At 73.3% G+C, this 22,011-nt stretch carries 19 protein-coding genes and 1 tRNA gene; 10 read left to right on the top strand and 10 right to left on the bottom strand.

Annotated features, from left to right (window positions below):
• Positions 1 to 162 precede the first annotated feature (162 nt).
• Entirely contained in the window at positions 163 to 2,730 is a 2,568-nt protein-coding gene (locus IE118_RS31900) for a CHAT domain-containing protein (RefSeq protein WP_229847043.1), read from the top strand.
• Between the two features lie 88 nt (positions 2,731 to 2,818).
• Here IE118_RS31900 and IE118_RS31895 read toward each other — a convergent pair.
• Positions 2,819 to 2,892, bottom strand: a tRNA-Pro gene (locus tag IE118_RS31895).
• A gap of 217 nt (positions 2,893 to 3,109) precedes the next feature.
• On the opposite strand from IE118_RS31895, the gene IE118_RS31890 reads away from it, so the two are divergent.
• Positions 3,110 to 4,279 carry a Gfo/Idh/MocA family protein gene (locus tag IE118_RS31890; RefSeq protein WP_189561585.1) on the top strand — a complete coding sequence of 390 codons (1,170 nt, stop codon included), beginning with the start codon at positions 3,110 to 3,112 and terminating at the stop codon, positions 4,277 to 4,279.
• A 94-nt stretch (positions 4,280 to 4,373) separates the two neighbouring features.
• Here the strand turns inward: IE118_RS31890 and IE118_RS31885 are convergent, their stop codons facing one another.
• Together IE118_RS31885 and IE118_RS31880 are read right to left on the bottom strand one after the other, a co-directional pair.
• Complete coding sequence (locus IE118_RS31885) at positions 4,374 to 4,979, bottom strand: TMEM175 family protein (protein WP_189561584.1); 606 nt, start codon at positions 4,977 to 4,979, stop codon at positions 4,374 to 4,376.
• A 54-nt stretch (positions 4,980 to 5,033) separates the two neighbouring features.
• Positions 5,034 to 6,068, bottom strand: coding sequence for a LacI family DNA-binding transcriptional regulator (locus IE118_RS31880; protein ID WP_189561583.1), 1,035 nt, complete (start codon positions 6,066 to 6,068; stop codon positions 5,034 to 5,036).
• Between the two features lie 109 nt (positions 6,069 to 6,177).
• On the opposite strand from IE118_RS31880, the gene IE118_RS31875 reads away from it, so the two are divergent.
• The 3 genes from IE118_RS31875 to IE118_RS31865 all read left to right on the top strand — a co-directional run bounded on the left by IE118_RS31875 (position 6,178) and on the right by IE118_RS31865 (position 9,248).
• Positions 6,178 to 7,356 (top strand): phytanoyl-CoA dioxygenase family protein, encoded by a 1,179-nt coding sequence (locus tag IE118_RS31875; RefSeq protein ID WP_189561582.1) that lies wholly within the window; start codon positions 6,178 to 6,180, stop codon positions 7,354 to 7,356.
• 19 nt (positions 7,357 to 7,375) lie between these two features.
• Positions 7,376 to 8,152 (top strand): SDR family oxidoreductase, encoded by a 777-nt coding sequence (locus tag IE118_RS31870; protein WP_189561581.1) that lies wholly within the window; start codon positions 7,376 to 7,378, stop codon positions 8,150 to 8,152.
• 91 nt (positions 8,153 to 8,243) lie between these two features.
• The gene (locus IE118_RS31865) at positions 8,244 to 9,248 is read left to right on the top strand and encodes a Gfo/Idh/MocA family protein (protein WP_189561580.1); all 1,005 of its coding nucleotides are present in this window, start codon (positions 8,244 to 8,246) and stop codon (positions 9,246 to 9,248) included.
• Positions 9,249 to 9,324: 76 nt separating this feature from the next.
• On the opposite strand, the gene IE118_RS31860 is transcribed toward IE118_RS31865, so the two are convergent.
• From IE118_RS31860 to IE118_RS31840, 5 genes are read right to left on the bottom strand one after another with little or no spacing between them, the layout of a single operon-like run.
• Complete coding sequence (locus IE118_RS31860) at positions 9,325 to 10,344, bottom strand: Gfo/Idh/MocA family protein (protein ID WP_189561579.1); 1,020 nt, start codon at positions 10,342 to 10,344, stop codon at positions 9,325 to 9,327.
• A gap of 26 nt (positions 10,345 to 10,370) precedes the next feature.
• A complete protein-coding gene (locus IE118_RS31855; RefSeq protein WP_189561578.1) occupies positions 10,371 to 11,273 on the bottom strand; it encodes a sugar phosphate isomerase/epimerase family protein in 903 nt (300 codons plus the stop codon).
• Position 11,274: 1 nt separating this feature from the next.
• Positions 11,275 to 12,186, bottom strand: coding sequence for an ATP-binding cassette domain-containing protein (locus IE118_RS31850; RefSeq protein WP_189561577.1), 912 nt, complete (start codon positions 12,184 to 12,186; stop codon positions 11,275 to 11,277).
• 5 nt (positions 12,187 to 12,191) lie between these two features.
• Positions 12,192 to 13,271, bottom strand: a complete 1,080-nt coding sequence (locus IE118_RS31845; protein WP_189561576.1) for an ABC transporter permease — start codon at positions 13,269 to 13,271, stop codon at positions 12,192 to 12,194.
• On the bottom strand, positions 13,271 to 14,290 hold the full coding sequence (locus tag IE118_RS31840) for a sugar ABC transporter substrate-binding protein (protein WP_189561575.1): 1,020 nt from the start codon (positions 14,288 to 14,290) through the stop codon (positions 13,271 to 13,273). Before IE118_RS31840 ends, IE118_RS31845 begins: the two co-directional genes overlap by 1 nt.
• Positions 14,291 to 14,606: 316 nt before the next feature.
• On the opposite strand from IE118_RS31840, the gene iolC reads away from it, so the two are divergent.
• Genes iolC through IE118_RS31815 form a run of 5 tightly spaced genes read left to right on the top strand, consistent with a single transcriptional unit; the run spans position 14,607 to position 20,106 of the window.
• Positions 14,607 to 15,599, top strand: a complete 993-nt coding sequence (gene iolC, locus IE118_RS31835) for a 5-dehydro-2-deoxygluconokinase (protein ID WP_189561574.1) — start codon at positions 14,607 to 14,609, stop codon at positions 15,597 to 15,599.
• Positions 15,600 to 15,613: 14 nt separating this feature from the next.
• Positions 15,614 to 16,489, top strand: coding sequence for a Cgl0159 family (beta/alpha)8-fold protein (locus IE118_RS31830; protein WP_189561573.1), 876 nt, complete (start codon positions 15,614 to 15,616; stop codon positions 16,487 to 16,489).
• A gap of 28 nt (positions 16,490 to 16,517) precedes the next feature.
• Positions 16,518 to 17,411 carry a 5-deoxy-glucuronate isomerase gene (iolB, locus tag IE118_RS31825; RefSeq protein WP_189561572.1) on the top strand — a complete coding sequence of 298 codons (894 nt, stop codon included), beginning with the start codon at positions 16,518 to 16,520 and terminating at the stop codon, positions 17,409 to 17,411.
• Positions 17,408 to 19,279, top strand: a complete 1,872-nt coding sequence (gene iolD, locus IE118_RS31820) for a 3D-(3,5/4)-trihydroxycyclohexane-1,2-dione acylhydrolase (decyclizing) (protein ID WP_189561571.1) — start codon at positions 17,408 to 17,410, stop codon at positions 19,277 to 19,279. Before iolB ends, iolD begins: the two co-directional genes overlap by 4 nt.
• 41 nt (positions 19,280 to 19,320) lie before the next feature.
• Positions 19,321 to 20,106: a GntR family transcriptional regulator gene (locus IE118_RS31815; protein WP_189561570.1), complete on the top strand. Its 786-nt coding sequence runs from the start codon at positions 19,321 to 19,323 to the stop codon at positions 20,104 to 20,106.
• Here IE118_RS31815 and IE118_RS31810 read toward each other — a convergent pair.
• Positions 20,096 to 20,902 (bottom strand): DUF427 domain-containing protein, encoded by an 807-nt coding sequence (locus IE118_RS31810; RefSeq protein WP_189561569.1) that lies wholly within the window; start codon positions 20,900 to 20,902, stop codon positions 20,096 to 20,098. The two genes, IE118_RS31815 and IE118_RS31810, sit on opposite strands and share 11 nt — an antisense overlap.
• A gap of 68 nt (positions 20,903 to 20,970) precedes the next feature.
• Complete coding sequence (locus tag IE118_RS31805) at positions 20,971 to 21,951, bottom strand: aldo/keto reductase (protein WP_189561568.1); 981 nt, start codon at positions 21,949 to 21,951, stop codon at positions 20,971 to 20,973.
• Positions 21,952 to 22,011: the final 60 nt, after the last annotated feature.

Here is a 22,011-nt window from a genome sequence, read left to right as displayed (position 1 = left end):
GGGTCCTCCACTCGGGTGGCGGCGGCCGGGGCCGCGGAGCTCTCGTGATGGGGAGTCGGTGAGCGCTCTTTTGATACAACATCACATCTGTGGGGCGTGGTTGCGGAGCACTACCATCGTGGGGTGACAGCCGGAAGCGACTCGGTGCTGGAACTGCTGCCGATGGTGTTCGCCGCCCCGGGTGAGGCGCTGGCGAGGGCGGAGGAGGTCCTGAGCGGCCGTCCCGTGCCGCTGCACGCCTCCGTCGCCCATCAGGTGATCGGCATCTGGCAGCGGGACTTCGGCGACATGCGGCTCGCCCTGCACCATCTGCGGCGGGCGCGGGCCTGGGCGGCTCGCGCGGAGTCGGCCGACCGGGAGGCGGACGTCCTCGGCACCCTGGGGGTGGCGCTGGTGCACGCGGGGCGCACCCGGCAGGGCATGGACGCCCTGCGCCGGGGCGTCGAGCGCGGCAGCGGGCACACGCGCGCCCGGGTGCTGTTCCGGCTGGCGTACTCGTGGTGGGTGCTGGGCCACCACAGGGAGGCGCTGGAGGACGTGCGGCGGGCGATTCCCGTGCTGCGGCAGGCCGATGACGTGATCTGGACGGCGCGTGCGCTGACGCTGCGCGCGACGGTGCACCTGGCGCTCGGCTCGGTGGACCGGGCGGACTCCGACTTCGGCGCCGCGGAGGCCCTGTGGGAGACCACCGGCCAGGAGCACGACAAGGCGGACGCCGTGGAGAGCAGGGGCCTGGCCGCCTTCCGCGCGGGCGACGTCCCGGTCGCCCTGCGGCTGCTCGACGAGGCGGAGGAGCGGTACGCCAAGCTGGGCACGCCCACGTTCATGCTGAGCATCCGGCGCTGCGAGGTGCTGATGGCCGCGGGGCTGGCGGCGGAGGCGCTGGCCGAGGCGGACACCGCGCTGGGTGCGCTGGACGGGATCGGCGGGCAGTCGACGCGCAGGGCGGAGCTGCTGCTGGCCGCCGCGCGGGCGGCCCGGCTGGCGGACGAGCCGCAGACGGCGATCGCGCGGGCGGCGCTGGCCGTGCGGCTGTTCGCGGGGCAGCGGCGCACCTGGTGGGAGGCGCACGCCCGGCTGGTGCTGACCGGGGCCCGGCACGCGGCGGGACGGCGTTCGGGGCGGCTGGTCGCGGACGCGGCCAAGGTGGCGGAGCAGCTGGTCGCGCTGGGTGCTCCGGCGGCGCCCGAGGCGTCGCTGCTGGCGGGCCGGATCGCGCTGGACCTCGGCTGGACGGCGGACGCGGAGCGGCATCTGGCGGCCGCCGCGCGCAGCCGGCGCGGCGGGCCACCGCTCGCGCGGATGACGGGCTGGGCGGCCCAGGCGCTGCGCGCGCAGGCCGCCGGTTCCCCGCGCGGGGTGCTGGAGGCCTGCCGGCGCGGCCTGGACGTGCTCGACGACCACCGGATGACCCTGGGCGCCTCCGAGCTGCGGGCCCGGGCCACCGCGCAGGGCGCCGAGCTGGCCGCCCTCGCGCAGAAGGCCGGCATGGTCTCCGGCGGGCCCCGGCGGCTGCTGGTGTGGAGCGAACGCTGGCGGGCCACCGCCCTGTCCGCGCCGCCCAACCGTCCCCCGGCCGACCCGGCGCTGCTCAGCGACCTGACGGCCTACCGGGAGATCGCCGCCCGCGCGGAGGAGGCGCGGAGGGAGGGCAGGCCCGTGCCGGCCCTGGAACGCGAACAGCGGCGCCTGGAGCGGGAGATCCGGTCCCGGACCCTGCACATGCGGGGTGCGGCGCCGGACGGCGGGGACCGCTTCGACGCCGGCCGGCTGCTGGCGCGGCTGGGCGAGGACGTACGGCTGGTGGAGCTGGCCGTGCTCGACGGGCGGGTGCAGGTCCTGCTGTGCGGGCGGGGCAGGGTGCGCAGGTTCGAGGCGGGGCTGCTCGCGGCGGCCGAGACGGAGGCCGAGCACGTGCAGGCGGGGCTGCGGCGGCTGGCCCACCCGGGGGCGCAGGCGCGGCTGCCGTTGGTGGAGGCGGCCGGCCGGCGGCTGGAGGAGCTGCTGCTGGGCCCGGCCGCGGCGCACCTCGGGGACGGGCCGGTGGTGATCGTGCCGCCCGGGCGGCTGCACCGGGTGCCGTGGGCGCTGCTGCCCTCGCTGCGGGAGCGGGTGCTGAGCGTGTCGCCGTCGGCGAGCAGCTGGCTGCGGGCGAAGGAGACGGCGCCGCCGGACGGGGGCCGCCCGGTGCTGGTGCGCGGCCCGGGCCTGGCGACGGGTGGCGCGGAGGTGCCGGAACTGGCGGGCCGCTACGGCGGTGCGACGGTCCTGGAGCACGAGGACGCGACGGTTCCGCGGGTGCTGGCCGAGCTGGACGGGGCGGCGCTGGCCCACATGGCCGCGCACGGCGCGTTCCGCGCGGACGGGCCGCTGTTCTCGTCGCTGCGGATGGCCGACGGTCCGCTGATCGTGCACGACTTCGAGCGGCTGGACCGCAGTCCGTACCGGATCATCCTGTCGTGCTGCGACACGGCCCGCTTCGCCTCGGTCGGCGCGGACGAACTCCTCGGTCTGGTCACGGCGTTGCTGCCGCTGGGCACGGCGGGGGTGGTCGCGTGCAGCGCGCCGGTCAACGACGCGGCGGTCGTGCCGCTGATGCTCGCCCTGCACGAGGGCCTGGACCGGGGGCTCTCGCTGGCGGAGGCGTTGCGCGACGCCCGCGGCGCACTGCCCCCGGACGCGTTGCACCGGGCGACGGGGTGGGCGTTCACCGCGTTCGGGGCGGCGTGAGCCCGGCGGACGCCGGTGGCCCGCGCGTGACGGTACGACGCGGGGAGCCGCACCGGATCATTCCGGTGCGGCTCCCCGTCGACTTCCGTCGGGACGACAGGATTTGAACCTGCGACCCCTTGACCCCCAGTCAAGTGCGCTACCAAGCTGCGCCACGTCCCGATGCGCCGTACGCGGTGGACCGCGTGATCACGCAGGTCAACCCTACCGCATGTGAGCGGTGGCGCCGATCCGTCCCGATCGGCCGCCCCGGCCGCCGCCGGGCCCCGGCGAGGCGACCGGAAAGCCGCATGTTTGTCCTGTCAAAAGGTTGACATGATCCCGGGTGCGCGCAGAGGGTGAGCGGGCAGGACACGGACCGGGCCGGAGAGAGGCTTTCATGGTGGATGCGCTGGGTGTCGCCGTCGTGGGATTCGGCTGGATGGGGCGGGTGCACACCCAGGCGTACGCGCGGGTGCGGCACCACTACCCGCAGCTCGCGCTCCGTCCGGAGCTGGTCACCGTCGCCGAGGAGGTCCCGGGCCGGGCCGAGGAGGCCGCCGCCCGGTTCGGGTTCGCCTCGGCCGCCCGCGACTGGCGCGAGGTGGCCGCCGATCCCCGTGTCCGGGCGGTCAGCATCACCGCCCCGAACTTCCTGCACCGTGAGATCGGTGTGGCGATGGCGGAGGCCGGCAAGCACATCTGGATCGAGAAGCCGGTGGGCCTCGGCCCGGGGGACGCCCGCGCGGTGGCCGACGCGGTCGCCGGGGCGGGGGTGCAGGGCGCGGTCGGCTTCAACTACCGCAACGCGCCCGCCGTGGAGGCGGCACGGGAGCTGATCGCCTCCGGCGGGATCGGCACCGTCACCCATGTGCGCATCCGGCTGTTCAGCGACTACGCCGCCCACCCGGAAGGCGCACTGACCTGGCGGTACGAGCGGGAGCGCGGGGGCAGCGGGGTGCTGGGCGACCTGGCGTCGCACGGCGCCGACCTGGCCCGTTTCCTGCTCGGCGACATCGCCTCGCTGACCGCCGACACGGCGGTCTTCCTGCCCGAGCGGGCCCGTCCGGCGGGTGCCACGGCCGGCCACTCCCGCGCCACCGGCGGCGAGCTCGGCCCGGTGGAGAACGAGGACTACGTCAGCTGCCTGCTGCGGTTCGCCTCCGGGGCACGCGGGGTGCTGGAGGCCTGCCGGGTGTCGGTGGGCGAGCAGAACAACTACGGCTTCGAGGTGCACGGCACCGAGGGGGCGGTGTTCTGGGACTTCCGCCGGATGAACGAACTCGGGGTCGGCCGGGGCACGTCCTACCAGGACCAGCCCGTCAGCACGGTGTACGTCGGGCCGGGCGACGGGGAGTTCGGCGCCTTCCAGCCGGGGGCGGCGAACGCCATGGGGTACGACGACCTGAAGGTGATCGAGGCCTACCGGTTCCTGCGGTCCGTCGCCGAGGGGGTCCCGTACGGGGCGACCCTGGAGGACGCGGTGCACAGCGCGGTGGTGCTGGACGCGATGGCGCGGTCCGCGGAGAGCGGGGCGTGGGTGACGGTGGGCGGGCCGGCGGCGCTCTGACGGTGTGCCACGCCCCCCGCCGCCCCTTACCGGCTGCGGGGCTGCGCCCCAGCCCCCCTCGCGCACGGGGTGGCAGGGGCAGCGCCCCCGACTCTCAGGCGTTCTCCCTCCGGCCCAGCCAGACCTTGACCGGCAGCAGCACCAGCCACCACCACATGGCGGCGGGCCCGATGAGCAGGGCCAGCGGGACGGTCACCAGGAACACCACCACCGTCGCGCCCAGGTCGACGGCGTAGAGCGCCTCGTCGCGCACGGGCGCCGCCGCTCCGCGCAGCCAGGGACGGCGGACGACGAGGGCGGCCAGCGCGAGGTGGACCGCGCCGAGCGAGGCGACCGCCACCGAGTAGACGATCACCGAGACGGGTTCGTCGCCGTACTCGGAGACCAGCGTGGTCGGGAACGGCAGCAGCGCCGCGAGCCCCAGGCCGAGCATGGTCAGCGCGATCACGCCCCCGTCCACCTGCTCGACACTGCGGAAGATCGCCCGGTGGTCGCGCCAGAAGCCGGCCAGCACCGCCAGGCTGATCGCGTAGGCACCCAGGTTGGGCAGCGTGTCGCTCAGGGCCCGCCGGTACTCCTCCGGGTCCAGCCCCTGCGGCACGCCGATGTCCAGGACCAGCAGGGTGATGGCGATGGCGAACACACCGTCGGCGAGCGCGACGAGCCGTTCGGGCCCGCCGTCGGGGGTCGGTTTCCTCATGCGCACGACGGTAGGCAGGGCCGTCCCGCAGCCGCGGCTTACACGCCTGGGCCGTCACCCGGCCAACGCCGGGGAGGGCATGTTGTAGGGGGTGACCACCTGGACGGCGGAGGGCAGGGTGGGCCCGGCGGGCGGCAGGGCGCCGTGGGCGCGCATCACGAGGTGGCAGGCCTCCCGCAGGTCGTGCCGCAGGTCGTGGTGGAGCACGGCGGACAGCCGGTGCTCCCGCAGCAGCCGGGTGTTGTCCTGGTCGAGGTCGTGGGCGACGAACACGGCGCACTCGCGTCCGGCGTCCTCGAAGGCGCGCAGGGTCGCGATGTTGCCCCCGCCGATCGAGTAGACCGCGCGGATCGCCGGGTCGCGCTCCAGGGCGGCGCGGACCAGGTCGTACTGGGTGGCGTCCAGGCCCTGCCCCTCGGCGATCTCGACGAGCGCCCGGCCGGGCCCGCGGACGCGCATGGCGCTGCGGAAGCCCATCTCGCGCTCCTCCTCGTTGCGGAAGAAGCCGCTGGAGAGGCTGGTGAGCACGTTGCCCGGCCGGTCTCCCAGCCACTGCTGGACGAGGTAGGCGGCGGTGGCGCCGGCCGCCCGGTTGTCGCTGCCCACATGGCCGATCCGGGCGCTCGCGGGCAGGTCCGTCACCAGGGTGACCACCGGGATCCCGGCCGCCGCGAGCCGGCCGACGGCGGCGGTGATCCCGGGAACGTCGGGCGCCTTGAGGAGCACGCCCTGCGAGCCGCGCCGGCCGATCCGGTCCAGGACGGCGACCAGTTCCTCCGCCGGGCCGGTCTCGCGGAAGTGGAAGCGGGAGCGGATCACCGCCGGGTGCAGGGAGGGGAGTTCGGCCTCCAGCGCGGTGCGGACCGCGGTGGAGAACCGGTCCGGCGACTGCATCACGATGTCCACCATGAACGTGGCGCCGACGAGCCGGACCTGGGTGCGCTGCCGGTCGAGGTCGGCGATCGCCCGGCGCACCTCCTGCGCGGTGCTCTCCCGCACTCCTCCCCGGCCGTTGAGGACGCGGTCCACGGTGGCCTCGCTCAACCCTGCCTGACGTGCGATTTCCCTGATCGGGAAGGGATGGCCCATGCGGCTGCTCCTGAGGGGTTTTTGATGGCTTCCTGCTGGTTGTTCGAAGGGTTTGTACTGACAAGAATGGCACCAGCCGCGTCGCTCCGTGACCCGAAGGGACGACCCCATGTCCGCCTCCTCCTCCGTGCAGACCCCCGCACCGGCCGCCGCCTGGCTGTCCGAGCGGGACTGCGACCTGGACACGCTGCGCGCCCTGGTCGAGCAGCAGACCGATCTCGCCGCCCATCCGCACGCCTCCGCCGTCGAGCGGAACGTGCTGCTCTACGACGCCGAGCGGCTCGCCCTCGCCGACCGCCGTACCGTGCAGGCCGAGCTGGTGCGGGCCCTCGCCGACGGCCCCGGCATCGTGGTGGTCCGCGGTGCCTTCCCCGACCCGTCGGTGGTCGACCGCACCACCGCCGTGTTCGACGCCCTGATCGCCGAGCAGCGCGCCACGGGGGCCGCGGCCGGTGACCACTTCGCCGAGCCGGGCGCGAACGACCGGGTGTGGAACGCCCTGGAGAAGGCGGCCCTGTACGACCCGCAGGCGTTCGCCGACTACTACGCCAACGACGTGGTCGCCCTGGTCTCCTCGGCCTGGCTGGGCCCCGGCTACCAGATCACCTCCCAGGTCAACGTGGTCAACCCGGGCGGGGCCGCGCAGACCGTGCACCGCGACTACCACCTCGGCTTCCTCTCGAACGAGACCGCCGCCCGCTACCCCGCGCACGTGCACCGCCTCTCCCCCGTGCTCACCCTCCAGGGCGCGGTGGCGCACTGCGACATGCCCGTCGAGTCCGGCCCCACCCTGTACCTCCCGCACTCGCAGAAGTACGGGCCCGGCTATCTCGCCTGGCGGCTCCCGGAGTTCCACGCGTACTTCGAGGAGCACCACGTCCAGTTGCCGCTCGCCAAGGGCGACACGGTGTTCTTCAACCCGGCGCTCTTCCACGCGGCCGGCGCCAACCACTCGGCGGACATCCGGCGCATGGCCAACCTGCTCCAGGTGTCGTCCGCCTTCGGGCGGGCCATGGAGAGCGTGGACCGCGAAGCGGTCGCGGGCGCCGTGTACCCGGTGCTGCTGGGCCGCAAGGCGGAGGGCGCCGGGGAGCGGTGGCTGGAGAACGTGATCGCCGCGAGCGCCGAGGGCTACCCGTTCCCGACCAACCTCGACAACGACCCGCCGGCCGAGGGCCTTGCCCCGCCCTCGCAGGCCGATGTCGTACGCCGGGCGCTGCGCGAGGGGTGGACCCCGCGGACGCTGCGGGAGGAACTGCGGGCCGGCGTCAAGCGGCGCGCGAGCTGAAGGGAACCCGGATCACGTCATGGGACTTCTCGACGACAAGGTCGTCCTCGTCAACGGCGGCAGCCAGGGCGTCGGTGCCGCCGTCGCACGGGCCGCCGTCCGTGAGGGGGCGGTGGTGGCCGTGAGCGGGCGCCGCCCGGAGCCCGGTGAGGCGCTGGTCGCCGAGCTGACCGACCGGGGCGGCACGGCGCTGTTCGTGCGGGCGGACCTGGCGGACGCGGAGCAGGCCAGGGCCTCGGTCATCCGGGTGGTGGAGGCGTACGGCCGGGTCGACTGCCTGGTCAACTCCGCCGGTCTGACCTCGCGCGGCACGCTCCTCGACACCACGCCCGAGCTGTTCGACCAGCACATCGCGGTCAATCTGAGGGGCCCGTTCTTCGCCATGCAGGCCGCCGTGGCGGACATGGTGCGGCGCGCGGAACCCGGCACGATCGTCAACGTCATCACCTCGTCGGCGCACGGCGGGCAGCCGTTCCTCGCGCCGTACGTGGCGGCGAAGGCCGGACTCGCCGGCCTGACCCGTAACGCGGCGCACGCCCACCGCTGGGACCGGATCCGGATCAACGGCCTGAACATCGGGTGGACCGCCACGGAGGGCGAGGACGCCACCCAGCGCACCTTCCACGCCGCCGGGGACGACTGGCGCGAGCGGGCGGCCGCGCGGCTGCCGATGGGAAGGCTCGGCCAACCGGACGAGATCGCGGACTTCGTGGTCCTGCTGCTCTCCGACCGCTCCGGAGTGGTCACCGGCTCCGTGATCGACTGGGACCAGAACGTGCTCGGCGGCCTCGACTGACCCCTGCGCCCCCTCCCCCCTGCCCCGGCCCCTCCGCACCTCAGTACCTCCGCAGCACTTCCGCACTTCCGCACCGAAGGAGCACCGTCCCATGCGCATCGGAATCCTCGGCCTCGGCCGTATCGGCGCCTTCCACGCCGAGACCCTGTCCGGGCTGGACGCCGTCGAGTCCCTGGTCGTCAGCGACCCGTTCGCGGAGGCGGCGAAGGCCGCCGCCGAGCGGTTCGGCGCGGAGGTCGCGGACTCCCCCGAGGCGCTGCTCGCGGCCGGGGTGGACGGGGTGGTGGTCGCCGCCGCGACCGACGCCCACCCGGCGCTGATCGTGGCCTGTGCGGAGGCGGGGGTGCCCGTCTTCTGCGAGAAGCCCGTGGCGCGCACCATGGCCGAGGGCGTGGAGGTGCTGAAGGCCGTCGGCGGGCGGGACGTGCCGGTGCAGATCGGCTTCAACCGCCGCTTCGACGCGGGCTTCGTCGCCGCGCGGGCCGCCGTGCGGAGCGGGGAGCTGGGCCCGCTGCACACCGTGCGCTCGACCACGCTGGACCCGGCGCCGCCGCCGGCCGCGTACATCGCCGCCTCCGGGGGCATCTTCCGCGACTGCTCGGTGCACGACTTCGACGTCATCCGCTGGGTGACCGGCCGTGAGGTGACCGAGGTGTACGCCGCCGGCGGCAACCGGGGCGCCGAGTACATCAAGGCGGCCGGGGACGCCGACACCACCGGTGCGGTCCTCACCCTGGACGACGGCACGCTCGCGGTGGTCTCCAACAGCCGTCACAACGCCCGGGGTTACGACGTCCGGATGGAGATCCACGGCTTCGCGGACTCGATCGCGGTCGGTCTGGAGGACAAGCTGCCGCTGCGGTCGGTGGAGCCGGGCACGACCTTCCCCGCGGGCACCCCGCACGACTTCTTCATGGACCGGTTCACGGCCGCCTACCGTGCCGAACTGGAGGCCTTCACCGAGGTCGTGGCGGGCTCCTGCCCCTCGCCGTGCACCATCCAGGATGCCCTGGAGGCGGGCTGGATCGCCGAGGCCTGCACCCTCTCCCTGCGCGAGCACCGTCCCGTCACCGTCGCGGAGGTGCGGCGGGTTTGAACGGGCCGGTCCGTGCCCGCGGACCGTGCCGGGACGACCGCGGCCGCCCCTTCGGAGGGCGGCCGCGGTCGTGGTGTCAGCGGTAGAGCGGTGGTTTCTCCACCATGTGGACCTCCACCCGGCCGCCCTCCCGCAGCGCGCGGACGCCGGCCTCGCAGACGGCGGCGGCGGCGTAGCCGTCCCAGGTGCTCGGGCCGGTGACCTCGCCGCGCCGGGTGGCGTCGACCCAGGTCTGGATCTCGTCGTCGTAGGCCTGGGCGAAGCGGTCGGTCCAGTCCTGCGTGATGGTGCCGCCCCAACGGCCGGCCGTGTGGGTGACCAGGGAGTGGCCGTCGCCGATGCGGGCGGTGCCCCGTTCGCAGACCACCTCGGCCTGGACCTGGTAGCCGAAGCCGCAGTTGACGAAGATCTCGACGTCGGACAGAGCTCCGCCGTCGGTCTCCAGGACGACGAACTGGGGATCGCTCACTCCCTCGGGGGCGGCCGCCGACGGCCTGGGGCGCAGCACCGTGACGGCACTGATCTCGTGGCCCAGGAGCCAGCGGGTGGCGTCCACCTCGTGGGCCACGGAGTCGGTGATGAGCATCGCGCTGGTGAAGAAGGGCGGACCGGCCACGTTGCGGTGGCGGTTGTGCAGCATCAGCGGGCGGCCGAGCCGGCCGTCGGCCAGCAGCGCCTTCAGTTTCACGTACTCGCTGTCGTAGCGGCGCATGAAGCCGACCTGCACCCGGCGGTGGCCGAGGGCCAGTTCGGCTTCCATGACGCGCAGGGCGGAGGCCGCGTCGGGGGTGAGCGGCTTCTCGCACAGGACGGGCAGATCGTGCTCGAACGCGGTGAGCAGGGCGGCTTCGTGGGCCGGTCCGGAGGAGGCGATCAGCACGGCGTCGACGTCGGCCGCCGCCATCGCGGCGGCCGCGTCGGTGTGGGCGGTGCAGCCGTCGATGCCCGCGGCGGCGGCTTCGGCCCGTTCGGCGTCGAGGTCCACGACGGCGGTGACCCGCGCGCCGCTGACGACCCGGTCGATCCGGCGTACGTGGTCGGTGCCCATCCGGCCGGTGCCGATGACGGCGACGCCCAGCGGTGTGCGCCGGTCCATCTCTTCTCGCCTCCCCGTCCGGGTCGTCAGGCGCCGCAGGAGCGGAGGAACTTGCGGGTGCGCACCGCGATCGGGAGCGGTTTGCCGGGCTCGCAGGGGTACATGTCCTGCTCGACGATCGCGAACAGGTCGACGCCGAGCTTCTGGGCGGCGGTGAGGACCGGGCCCAGCTCGGGGACGCCGGCGGGCGGTTCGCACATCACTCCGCGCTGGACGGCGGGCCCGAACGGGATCTGGTTCGCGACCACGTCGGCGAGGATCTCCGGGTCGACCTGCTTGAGGTGCAGGTAGCCGATGCGCTCGCCGTAGGTCTCGATCAGCTTGACGCTGTCGCCGCCGCAGTAGGCGTAGTGACCGGTGTCCAGGCAGAGGTTGACGAGGCCGGAGTCGGTGGAGTCGAGGAAGCGCTCGACGTGCTCCTCGGTGTCGATGTGGGTGTCGGCGTGCGGGTGGACGACGATGTCGAGTCCGTACGTCTCCTTCACCTCGCGGCCGAGGCGTTCCATGCCCCGGGTGAGGTGGCCCCACTGCTCGGTGGTGAGCTCCGCGGGTTCGAGGATCTCGGCGGTCTTGTCGTCGCGCCAGAAGGACGGGATGACGACGAGGTGCCCCGCGCCCATGTCCCGGGTGAGCGCGGCGACGCGGCTGACCTGCTCCCAGGTGGACTCCCACTCGGAGGGGCCGCGGTGCAGTCCGCAGAAGATGGTGCCGGCGGAGACCCTCAGGCCCCTCCGGTCCACCTCGTCGGCGAGGCGGGCCGGGTCGGTGGGGAGGTAGCCGTAGGGGCCGAGTTCGATCCAGGAGTAGCCGGCCTCGGCGACCTCGTCGAGGAAGCGCTGCCAGGGCACCTGCTGCGGGTCGTCGGGGAACCAGACGCCCCAGGAGTCGGGGGCGGAACCGACCCGGATGCGGTCGAGCGCGACTGCCATGTCAGGACTTTCCTTCCTCGGGTGCCGCGGCGGGGGCGCGGATGTCGCCCTCCTCGGGGAGCTCCTCGGTGTCGACGCCGCGGACCTGCGCCAGCTCGTGCTTGAGGGCGGCCAGTTCGGCGCCGCCGGCCATGTGGTTGGTCAGCTCGTCGAGGCCGACCTCGCTGCGGTCGGCGCTGAGTTCCAGGGTGCCCAGGCGCAGCACGCTGAAGTGGTCGCCGACCATGTAGGCGTGGTGCGGGTTGTGGGTGATGAAGATGACGCCGAGACCTCGGTCGCGGGCCATGGCGATGTACTTGAGGACCACGCCGGACTGCTTGACGCCGAGGGCGGCGGTCGGCTCGTCGAGGATGAGGACGCGGGCGCCGAAGTGGACGGCGCGGGCGATGGCGACGCACTGGCGCTGGCCGCCGGAGAGCGTGCCGATGGGCTGTTCCATGTCGTCCAGGACGATGCCCATGTTGCGCAGTTCCTCGTCGGCCGTCTTCTTCATCCGGTCGATGTCGAGGCGCCGGAAGGGCCAGGGGCCCTTCGTCAGTTCGGAGCCGAGGAAGAAGTTCCGCCACACGGGCATCAGCGGGACGACCGCGAGGTCCTGGTAGACGGTGGCGATGCCCTTGTCGAGTGCCTCGCGCGGGCTGGAGAACCGTACGGGGCCGCCGTCGACGAGGAACTCGCCCTCGGTGTGCTGGTGCAGCCCGGAGACGATCTTGATGAGGGTGGACTTGCCGGCACCGTTGTCGCCCAGGACGCAGCTCACCTTGCCGGCGCGGACGGTGAGGTCGACGCCGTGCAGGGCGCGGATGTTGCCGTAAGACTTGCCGGCGTCGCGGAGTTCGACCAGGGGGCGGTCCCCGTCGGAGGGGGTGTCCTCGAGGACGGCGCCGTGGACGGAGGTCTTCTTGTCGGTCATTGCGGTCACCTCCGGGTCGCCGTGCGCTGGACCCACAGATTGATGAGGACGGCGCCGAGGAGCATCACGCCGAGGAAGGCCTTGAACCAGTCGGGGTTCCAGCCGGCGTAGACGATGCCCTGCTGCACCATGCCGAACATGAAGGCGCCGAAGACCGGGCCGATCGCGGAGCCGTAGCCGCCGGTCAGCAGGCAGCCGCCGATGACCGCCGCGGCGATGTAGATGAGCTCCTGGCCCACGCCCTCGCCGGACTGCACGGTGTTGAAGGAGAACAGGTTGTGCATGCCGACGAACCAGGCGCCGAAGCCGACCAGCATGAACAGCGAGATCTTGGTGAAGGTGACGGGGACGCCGACCGCGCGGGCGCTCTCCTTGTTGCCGCCGACCGCGAAGATCCAGTTGCCGTACTTGGTGCGCAGCAGGACCCAGGTGGCCAGGGCGGCGAAGACCAGCCACCACACCACGGTGATCTTCACCTGGACGCCGCCGACCTCGAAGCTGGAGGCGAAGAGCGCCTTGGCCTGGTCGAAGCCGTCCATGTCGCTGATGTCGTCGGTGGCAACGTTGCCGGTGACCAGTTTGGTCACGGCGAGGTTGACGCCCTGGAGGATCAGGAAGGTGCCGAGGGTCACGAGGAAGCTGGGCAGCCCCGTCTTGACCAGCATCCATCCGTTGAACATGCCGACGGCGAGGGAGACCACCAGGGCGACCACGACGCCCACCCAGACGTTGAGGGTGAGCTGGTAGCTGAGCATGCTCGCGGTGAGCGCCGAGGTGATGACGGCGACACCGGCCGAGAGGTCGAACTCGCCGCCGATCATCAGCAGCGCCACCGGCAGCGCCATGATCCCGATGGTCGACGACTGGTACAGGATGTTCGCCATCGAGCTGCCGTCCCGCACGGGCGGGGCGGTGACGAGGAAGAACACGAGGACGGCGACGGCGCCGAGGAACACGCCGACCTCGGGCCGGGCGAGCAGCCGCAGCGCCAGCGGGCGCCGCACCGTGCGCCCGTCGCTCTCCTTCGGGCCGGGAGCCGGCGGCGGCGTGACCGCCGCCGGCTCAGCCTGTCGCGCCATGCTCATCACCGAGTGCCCTTCGCGGCGTACTCGGAGACCGCGTCGACGTTGGACTTGTCGACGAACGCCGGACCGGTGAGGACCGGCTGCTCACCGCCACCGCTGTAGTTGCCGTTGTTCTTGTAGAGCCACAGGCCGTCGACGGCGAGGTAGCCCTGGAGGTAGGGCTGCTGGTCCACGGCGAACTCGATGTCACCGGCCTGGATCGCCTTGGTCAGGTCCTTGTTGAGGTCGAAGGTGGCGACCTTCGCCTTGCTGCCGGCGTCGCCCACCGACTGCACCGCGGTCGGCGCGAAGGGCGCGCCGAGGGTGACGACGTAGTCGATGGAGGAGTCCTGCTTGAGCTTGGCGGTGACGGTCGACTTCACGGACGGCATGTCGGTGCCGTTGACGTTGACGACCTGGGTCTCGCCCTCGAAGGTCTTCTTCACGCCGTCGCAGCGCTGGGTCAGGCCGACGTTGCCCTGCTCGTGGACGACGCAGAGGGCGCTCTTGGCTCCGACCTCGTTGAGCTTCTTGCCGAACGCCTCACCCGCGACGGACTCGTCCTGGCCGAAGAACTCCAGCAGGCCGAGGTCCTTCCAGTCGGACAGGCCGGAGTTGAGGCCGACGACGGGTATGCCGGCCGCCGAGGCCTTGTTGATGACGTCCTTGAGGGCGTCCGGCTTGGCCAGGGTGACGGCGATGCCGTCGACCTTCTGGTCGATCGCGTTCTGCACCAGGTTGGCCTGGCTGCCCGCGTTCGGGTCCGCGGAGTAGACGAGGTCGACGTTGTCCTTGGCGGCCGCGGCCTCGGCCCCCTTGCGGACGATGTCCCAGAAGGTGTCGCCGGGTGCCTGGTGGGTGACGAGGGCGACCTTCATGCGGGGCGTGGAGGCCTTGCCCGCCGAGGCGTCGGCGCCGCCCTCCTCGGACTTCTTGCCGCCGGAACCGCTGGAACAGCCGGCGAGGGTCAGGGCGGCTGCCGCCGCGACCGCGACGAGCGGCGCGATTCTGCGGGAGCGGGTGTGAGAAGAGCGGTCCATCTGTCCTGCACCTCACTGTGCTACGCGGGGAAAGGGCGGGAGTCCGGGGCCCGGGGGCCCGGGACTCCGGGAGTCCGGGTGTGTGCCGTGGCACACGGCTGTCGTGCTGGGACGCGATCCAATCCCCAGATACGGCTGCTGTCAATACTTTGTTAAGACATCATTTCACGCGCTCGTCCGAATGTAAGTACAAACTATTGACATCGCCGCCCCCGGAGACCTACACCTGAGAGGCGGCGGGTCCCGGGAATCCACGTCCCACCGTGGCAGGGCGCCTCGGGACCCGCATCCCCAGCAGCTTCAGGAGCATCGCTTCATGGCCGACTCACCACAGTATTTCGACCTCATCACCATGGGTCGCATCGGGGTCGATCTTTATCCCCTGCAGACCGGTGTGCCGCTGTCGCAGGTGGAGACATTCGGGAAGTTCCTGGGCGGATCGGCCGCGAACGTCGCGGTCGCGGCCGCCCGGCTGGGCCGCTCGACGGCCCTGATCACCCGCACCGGGGCGGACCCCTTCGGCACCTACCTGCACGAGGCGCTGAACGACTTCGGCGTGGACGACCGCTGGGTCACCCCGGTGCCGGCCCACCCCACCCCCGTCACGTTCTGCGAGATCTTCCCGCCGGACGACTTCCCGCTCTACTTCTACCGCCGCCCCAAGGCCCCCGACCTGGAGATCCACACCCACGAGCTGGACCTGCCCGCGGTGCGCGCCGCGGGGATCTTCTGGGTCACCGGCACGGGGCTCAGCGAGGAGCCGAGCCGCTCGGCCACCCTGGACGCCCTCGCGGCCCGCGACAAGTCCGGCACCACCGTCTTCGACCTGGACTGGCGCCCCATGTTCTGGCGGGACCCGGACCAGGCCCGCCCGTACTACCGCGAGGCGCTGCGGCACGCGACGGTCGCGGTCGGCAACCTCGACGAGTGCGAGGTCGCCACGGGCGTGCGCGAGCCCGAGGCCTGCGCGCGGGCGCTGCTCGCGGCCGGGGTGGAGCTGGCCGTGGTCAAGCAGGGCCCGAAGGGTGTGCTCGCCGTGCACCGCGACGGCACCCGGGCCGAGGTGCCCCCGGTGCCGGTCGAGGTGGTCAACGGTCTCGGCGCGGGCGACGCCTTCGGCGGCTCGCTCTGCCACGGTCTGCTCGCCGGCTGGGACCTGGAGCGGACCTTGCGCCACGCCAACGCCGCCGGCGCCCTCGTCGCCTCGCGCCTCGCCTGCTCGTCCGCCATGCCGACACCGTTGGAAGTGGCGGACCTTCTCGCGCGGGCCGCGTCGCAGGACGCGGCGGGCCTGCCGAGCCAGTCCTGAACGGAGCCCTTTCCTTGAATCTCAGCATCCCCGACCTCACCGCGGTCCGCGCCCGCAACCCGGAGGCCGTCGCCGAGGCGGCCGCCCGCCGGGCCCGCCGCCCGCTGATCGGCGACAGCGGCCGGCTGATGATCGTGGCCGCCGACCACCCGGCCCGGGGCGCGCTCGGCATAGGCGACCGGCGCCTGGCCATGGCGGACCGGGCCGACCTGCTGGAGCGTCTCTGCGTCGCGCTGTCCCGGCCGGGTGTGGACGGGGTGCTGGCCACCGCCGACATCCTGGAGGACCTGCTGCTGCTCGGGGCGCTGGAGAACAAGGTCGTCATGGGGTCGATGAACCGCGGCGGCCTGGCGGGCGCGTCCTTCGAGATGGACGACCGCTTCACCGGCCACCGCGCCGAGGACATCGCCCGGCTCGGATTCGACGCCGGCAAGCTGCTGGTCCGGATCGACTACGACGACCCCGGCTCGCTGACCACCCTGGAGTCCTCCGCGCGCGCCGTCGACGCCATGGCCGAACGCCGGCTGCCGGTGTTCGTGGAGCCGTTCATCTCCCGCCGGGTGGACGGCCGGGTGCGCAACGACCTGTCCGCCGAGGCCGTCACCCGCTCCATCGCCATCGCCTCCGGCCTGGGCGGCACCTCCGCCTACACCTGGCTGAAGCTGCCGGTCACCGACGACGTCGACGACATGGCGGAGGTGCTGCGGACCTCGACGCTGCCGGTGGTGCTGCTCGGCGGGGAGGTCGGCGACCAGGAGGCCGCGTACGAGCGGTGGGGCAAGGCGCTGCGCCTGCCCACCGTGCAGGGGATGGTCGTCGGCCGCTCCCTGCTCTACCCGGCGGACGGCAGTGTGGAGAAGGCGGTCGACACGGCCGTCGGCCTGTTGTGAGAAGCCCCTACGACACCGGAGGCACCGCATGACGCACCACCTTCCCGCGGGCCGGGCCCTCGCCGGGCCCTACGCCGTCGACGTGAGCCCGAAGACGGCCGGCTGGGACCATTCGAGTCTGCGCGTCCTGGAGCTGGAGCCCGGCGGCACGCACATGTTCGACACGGACGACAGCGAGTGGATCGTGCTGCCGCTGAGCGGTGGCTGCACGGTCGCCGTGGACGACGCATCCGGCCGTCACACCTTCGAACTCGCCGGTCGTGCGAGCGTGTTCGACGGCGTGAGCGACTTCGCCTACGTCCCGCGCGACGCCCGCGCGGGCGTGACCTCCGCCCGGGGCGGCCGGTTCGCCCTCACCGGCGCCCGCTGCACCCGCCGCCTGCCCGCCCGTTACGGCCCCGCCTCCGGCGTGCCCGTGGAACTGCGCGGCACCGGGAACTGCTCACGGCAGGTCAACAACTTCGGCGCGGCGGGGGTGTTCGAATGCGACCGGCTCATCGCCGTCGAGGTGCTCACCCCGGGCGGCAACTGGTCGTCCTTCCCGCCGCACAAGCACGACGAGCACCGGCCGGGCGAGGAGTCCGTGCTGGAGGAGATCTACTACTTCGAGTTCGCCGCCCACGACGGCACACCGGGCCTGGGCTACCAGCGGGTCTCCCCCTCCGGCCCGGGCCGCGACACGGACGTGCTGGCGGAGGTGCGCGACGGCGACGTCGTCCTCATCCCCGACGGCTGGCACGGGCCGTCCATGGCGGTGCCCGGCCACCACATGTACTACCTCAACGTCATGGCGGGCCCCGGGGACGAGCGCGCCTGGCTGATCTGCGACCACCCCGACCACGCCTGGATCCGCGACACCTGGCAGGACCGGTCCGTCGACCCCCGACTCCCCCTCTACACCGCACCGGAGAGGTCCGCATGAGCGCCACCACCCGCCGACTGACGACCGCACAGGCGCTGGTGCGGTTCCTGTCCGCCCAGTACACCGAACGGGACGGCGTGCGGCGCCGGCTGATCGCGGGCACCTGGGGCATCTTCGGTCACGGCAACGTGGCCGGCATCGGGCAGGCGCTGGTCGAGTACGCCGACGTCATGCCGTACCACCAGGGCCGCAACGAGCAGGCGATGGTGCACGCGGCGGTCGGCTACACCCGTCAGCTGAACCGGCTCTCCGCGCAGGCGGTGACGACCTCCATCGGGCCCGGGGCGACCAACCTGGTCACCGGGGCGGCCCTCGCCACGATCAACCGGCTGCCGGTACTCCTGCTCCCGGGCGACTACTTCGCCTCCCGCGCCGCGGACCCCCTGCTCCAGCAGCTGGAACACCCGGTCGGGGCCGACGTGTCGGTCAACGACACGCTCCGCCCGGTGTCGCGGTACTTCGACCGCGTCACCCGGCCCGAGGCGCTGATCCCCTCCGCGCTCAACGCGATGCGGGTGCTCGCCGACCCGGCCGAGACCGGCGCCGTCACCCTCGCCCTGCCGCAGGACGTGCAGGCGGAGGCGTACGACTGGCCCGAGGAGTTCTTCGCCGAGCGGGTGTGGTCCGTACGGCGTCCCGCCCCTGACCCGGTGGAGCTGGCGGCGGCCGCGGAGGCGGTGCGGGCGGCGCGGCGGCCGCTGATCGTCGCGGGCGGCGGGGTGCACCACAGCGAGGCCGAGGAGGCCCTGAGGGCACTGGTGGACGCCACCGGCATCCCCGTCGCCTCCACCCAGGCCGGCAAGGGTTCCCTGCGCCACGACCACCCCGCCGACCTCGGCGGCATCGGCCACACCGGTACCGCGGTGAGCGACGAGGCCGCCCGCACCGCCGACCTGGTGATCGGTGTCGGCACCCGCTACACCGACTTCACCACCGCCTCCGGCACCCTGTTCCAGAACCCCGGCGTGCGCTTCCTCAACCTCAACATCACCGCCTTCGACGCGCACAAGCTGGCGGCGCGCACCCTGGTCTGCGACGCGCGGGCCGGTCTGGAGCAGCTCGCCGGGGCGCTGGCCGGGCACCGGGTGGAGGAGTCGTACGCGGACGGGTACCGGGCGGGCAAGGAGCGGTGGGAGCAGGTGGTCGAGCGCGCCTTCCGGGCCGACGACGACAGCGCCGTGCCCACGCAGACGCAGGTACTGGGCGCGCTGGACGCCGTCGTCGGCGACGAGGACGTGGTGATCAACGCGGCCGGTTCGCTCCCCGGCGACCTGCACAAGCTGTGGCGAGCGCGCAGCCCCCGCCAGTACCACCTGGAGTACGGCTACTCCTGCATGGGGTACGAGATCCCCGCCTCGCTCGGCGTCCAGCAGGCCGCGCCCGGCACCCCGGTGTGGGCCCTGGTCGGCGACGGCACGTACCTGATGATGCCGACGGAGATCGTCACGGCCGTCCAGGAGGGCCTGCCCGTCACCATGGTGCTGGTCCAGAACCACGGCTACGCCTCCATCGGCGGTCTCTCCGAGGAGACCGGCGGCGAGCGCTTCGGCACCGCCTACCGCCACCGGGCCGCCGACGGCACCTTCACCGGCGCCCCGCTGCCCGTCGACCTGGCCGCCAACGCGGCCAGCCTGGGCATGCGCGTACTGCGCGCCAAGACCGTCGGGGAACTGCGCGGCGCGCTCGCCGAGGCACGCGCCTCGGACCGCCCCACCTGCGTGTACGTCGAGACCGATCCGGCGACCGGGGCTCCGCCGGCCGAGGCCTGGTGGGACGTGCCGGTGGCCGAGGTGGCCTCCCGCCCGGCCGCCGTCCGGGCCCGCGAACGCTACGACGCGCAGGTCGTCGCGCGCCGCCGTCACCTGTGAACCCGCCCGCACCGTCCGCACTCCCGAGGGAGGTCCGTACCATGGCGAAGACCGGTGACCGCGCGCGTCCGGCGGCCGAACCCGCGCTGAGCGCCCTGGACTTCGCCCTGGACCGGGGCAGTCCGGTGCCGCTGTACCACCAGCTCGCCCAGCAGCTGGAGGCGGCCATCCAGCGCGGGGTGCTCGCCCCGGGGAACCTGCTGGGCAACGAGGTGGACCTCTCGGTCCGCCTCGGCCTGTCCCGCCCCACCGTCCGCCAGGCCATCCAGTCCCTCGTCGACAAGGGGCTGCTCGTCCGGCGGCGCGGGGTGGGCACCCAGGTGGTGCACAGCCGGGTCAGGCGCCCGCTGGAGCTGAGCAGCCTCTACGACGACCTGGAGGCGGCCGGTCAGGGCCCGGCCACCCTGGTGGTCCGCCACGAGACGGTGCCGGCCTCCCCCGGCACGGCCGCGGCGCTGGGCCTGGCGGAGGGCGAGGAGGTCGTCCTCCTGGAGCGCCTGCGCAGCACCCACGGCCAGCCCGTCGCCCTGCTGTGCAACTACCTGCCGCCGGGCCTGCTGGAGCTGGACGACGACCGCCTGGAGGCGACCGGCCTGTACCGGATGATGCGTTCGGCCGGCATCACCCTGCACAGCGCCCGCCAGACCGTCGGCGCCCGCTCGGCCACCGCGCAGGAGGCCGCGCGCCTGGGTGAGCGGGAGGGCGCGGCCCTGCTCACCATGGAGCGCACGGCGTACGACGACACGGGCCGGCCGGTGGAGTTCGGCACCCACATCTACCGCGCGTCCCGTTACTCGTTCGACTTCCAGCTGCTGGTCAGGCCCTGAGGCCCGCGCTGAACGGGGTGACCGGGCGCGGCAGCCGCTCGCCGTCCACGGTCAGGTCGACCGCCTCGTTGTAGAAGGCGAGGCGGTCCTTGATCACGGCCACCGCGGGCAGCGGGTCGGGGTAGCTCCACAGGATGTGCGGCGGTACGGCCCCGTCGCCGCGCCAGGACCAGTACGCGTCGGCCGTGCCCTTGTACGGGCACCGGGTGCTGTGGTCCGCGGGCGCGAAGAGGTCCAGGCGGACGTCCTCGCGCGGAAGGTAGTAGCGGGTCGGCAGTGACGTCTCGAACAGCAGGACCGGGTGTGCGGTGTCGGCGACGACGGTGCCCCCGATCTCGACCCGGACGTGGCGGCTGCTCGGCATCGCGTCCACCCGTTTGTGCGGGTCGCGGGGGTGGACGAAGATCTCCTCGTCCTCCTCGTACCAGTGGTCGAGGCCGGTGCCGCCGGGCCCGAACCAGGCGAAGGCGATGTACCCGGACAGGTCGTCGGCGGGGAAGGTCCAGGCGGCGTTCGGGCGCGGGTCGCCGGCGGCGTGGAGGTCGTAGAAGACCGTCGAACCGGTGTGGCTGCCCGTCCGGGGGCGCCGGGCGGGACGGAGGAGGTCCGTGCGCACCTCCTTCCGGGGGAAGGCGTACTGCGGGACGGGCAGCCGGGGTTCCCAGACGAGGACGGGGTGGCGGCTGTCGACGACGGTGACGTCGCCGGCGGTGCCGCGCACCCAGCGCTCGCTGGGTTCCCACAGCAGGCCCTCGGGGGTCGCCCGCGGGAAAGGGGCGGCTGGACGGGTGGTCATGGCGGGGACTCCCTCCGGACGGGCCGGTACCCCCTCCACCGTCCCACCGGCGGGCGCGGTTGTCCGTCTCAGTGCGCCGCGTCCAGCCGGGCCCGCTGCTGCGGGGAGAGTTCCAGGTCCACCGCCGCCAGGTTCTCCTCCAGCTGCTCCAGGGAGGACACCCCGGCCAGCGGGAGGATCGGCAGCTCGTGGCCGAGCTGCCAGGCCAGGGTCACCTGGTTGGGTGTCGCCCCGGTCTCCCGGGCGACCTCGTGCAGCGCCGCGAGGCGGGCGGGCGTGCCCGGGTGGTCGTAGTCGTGGGGCAGCCGTTCGGGGCGGGTGTAGGCGCCCTTGAGCAGCGGTGAGTAGGCGACCAGGGTGAGAGCGGGTTCCGCGCGCAGGTAGCCGGCCAGTTCCGCTCCGGCGTGGCCGAGGCTGCCGTCGGGGAACAGGCGCTCGGGGACGTCGGACCGGGGCCGGAGGTAGCTGTGCTGGTACTGGAGCACCTCGTACCCGGGCAGTCCGGCCGCCGCCGCGATGGCGCGGGCCCGCTCCACCCGCCACACGGCCTGGTTGCTCACCCCGAGCAGTCCGACCGTGCCCTCGGCGACCAGGGCCGCGAAGCCCTCGACCGTCTCCCGCTGCGGGACGGTGTGGTCGTCGATGTGGGCGTACAGCAGGTCGAGCCGCTCCAGGCCGAGCCGTTCGCGGCTGCGCTCGGCGGACTCCCTGATCACCTTCGCGGACAGGCCCTCCGGGTTGTCGACGTAGTCCGTGCCGGGGGCGAGGGGGCGGGCGCCGAGCTTGGTCGCGAACACCATCTCCTCACCGACGCCCCGGCTGCGCCGCCAGCGGCCGAGGAGTTCCTCGCTCTGGCCGCCCTGGCCGCCGTCGGTCCAGAAGGCGTAGTTGTCGGACGTGTCGACGAAGTTGCCGCCGGCTTCGGCGTAACGGTCGAGCAGGGCGAACGCGGTCCTCTCGTCGGTCGTCGAACCGAACAGCATCGCGCCGAGCGCGAGCACGCTCACCCGCCGGCTGTACGGACCGGTGCCGATGGTGCGGTACTTCATGGCCAACTCCTCCTGTGCCGCGCCCCGTTGTCGGGGCACTGGAGGGGAGTCTTCCTGTTG

It is taken from the genome of Streptomyces pilosus (assembly GCF_014649835.1).
Classification (GTDB): domain Bacteria; phylum Actinomycetota; class Actinomycetes; order Streptomycetales; family Streptomycetaceae; genus Streptomyces; species Streptomyces pilosus.
This window is presented reverse-complemented; position numbering and strand designations above follow the sequence as displayed.

Coding starts and splice junctions, on each gene's coding strand:
- IE118_RS31900 (WP_229847043.1), top strand. CDS start 163: ATGGTGTTCGCCGCCCCGGGTGAGGCGCTGGCGAGGGCGGAGGAGGTC.
- IE118_RS31890 (WP_189561585.1), top strand. CDS start 3,110: ATGGTGGATGCGCTGGGTGTCGCCGTCGTGGGATTCGGCTGGATGGGG.
- IE118_RS31885 (WP_189561584.1), bottom strand. CDS start 4,979: ATGAGGAAACCGACCCCCGACGGCGGGCCCGAACGGCTCGTCGCGCTC.
- IE118_RS31880 (WP_189561583.1), bottom strand. CDS start 6,068: ATGGGCCATCCCTTCCCGATCAGGGAAATCGCACGTCAGGCAGGGTTG.
- IE118_RS31875 (WP_189561582.1), top strand. CDS start 6,178: ATGTCCGCCTCCTCCTCCGTGCAGACCCCCGCACCGGCCGCCGCCTGG.
- IE118_RS31870 (WP_189561581.1), top strand. CDS start 7,376: ATGGGACTTCTCGACGACAAGGTCGTCCTCGTCAACGGCGGCAGCCAG.
- IE118_RS31865 (WP_189561580.1), top strand. CDS start 8,244: ATGCGCATCGGAATCCTCGGCCTCGGCCGTATCGGCGCCTTCCACGCC.
- IE118_RS31860 (WP_189561579.1), bottom strand. CDS start 10,344: ATGGACCGGCGCACACCGCTGGGCGTCGCCGTCATCGGCACCGGCCGG.
- IE118_RS31855 (WP_189561578.1), bottom strand. CDS start 11,273: ATGGCAGTCGCGCTCGACCGCATCCGGGTCGGTTCCGCCCCCGACTCC.
- IE118_RS31850 (WP_189561577.1), bottom strand. CDS start 12,186: ATGACCGACAAGAAGACCTCCGTCCACGGCGCCGTCCTCGAGGACACC.
- IE118_RS31845 (WP_189561576.1), bottom strand. CDS start 13,271: ATGAGCATGGCGCGACAGGCTGAGCCGGCGGCGGTCACGCCGCCGCCG.
- IE118_RS31840 (WP_189561575.1), bottom strand. CDS start 14,290: ATGGACCGCTCTTCTCACACCCGCTCCCGCAGAATCGCGCCGCTCGTC.
- iolC (WP_189561574.1), top strand. CDS start 14,607: ATGGCCGACTCACCACAGTATTTCGACCTCATCACCATGGGTCGCATC.
- iolB (WP_189561572.1), top strand. CDS start 16,518: ATGACGCACCACCTTCCCGCGGGCCGGGCCCTCGCCGGGCCCTACGCC.
- iolD (WP_189561571.1), top strand. CDS start 17,408: ATGAGCGCCACCACCCGCCGACTGACGACCGCACAGGCGCTGGTGCGG.
- IE118_RS31815 (WP_189561570.1), top strand. CDS start 19,321: ATGGCGAAGACCGGTGACCGCGCGCGTCCGGCGGCCGAACCCGCGCTG.
- IE118_RS31810 (WP_189561569.1), bottom strand. CDS start 20,902: ATGACCACCCGTCCAGCCGCCCCTTTCCCGCGGGCGACCCCCGAGGGC.
- IE118_RS31805 (WP_189561568.1), bottom strand. CDS start 21,951: ATGAAGTACCGCACCATCGGCACCGGTCCGTACAGCCGGCGGGTGAGC.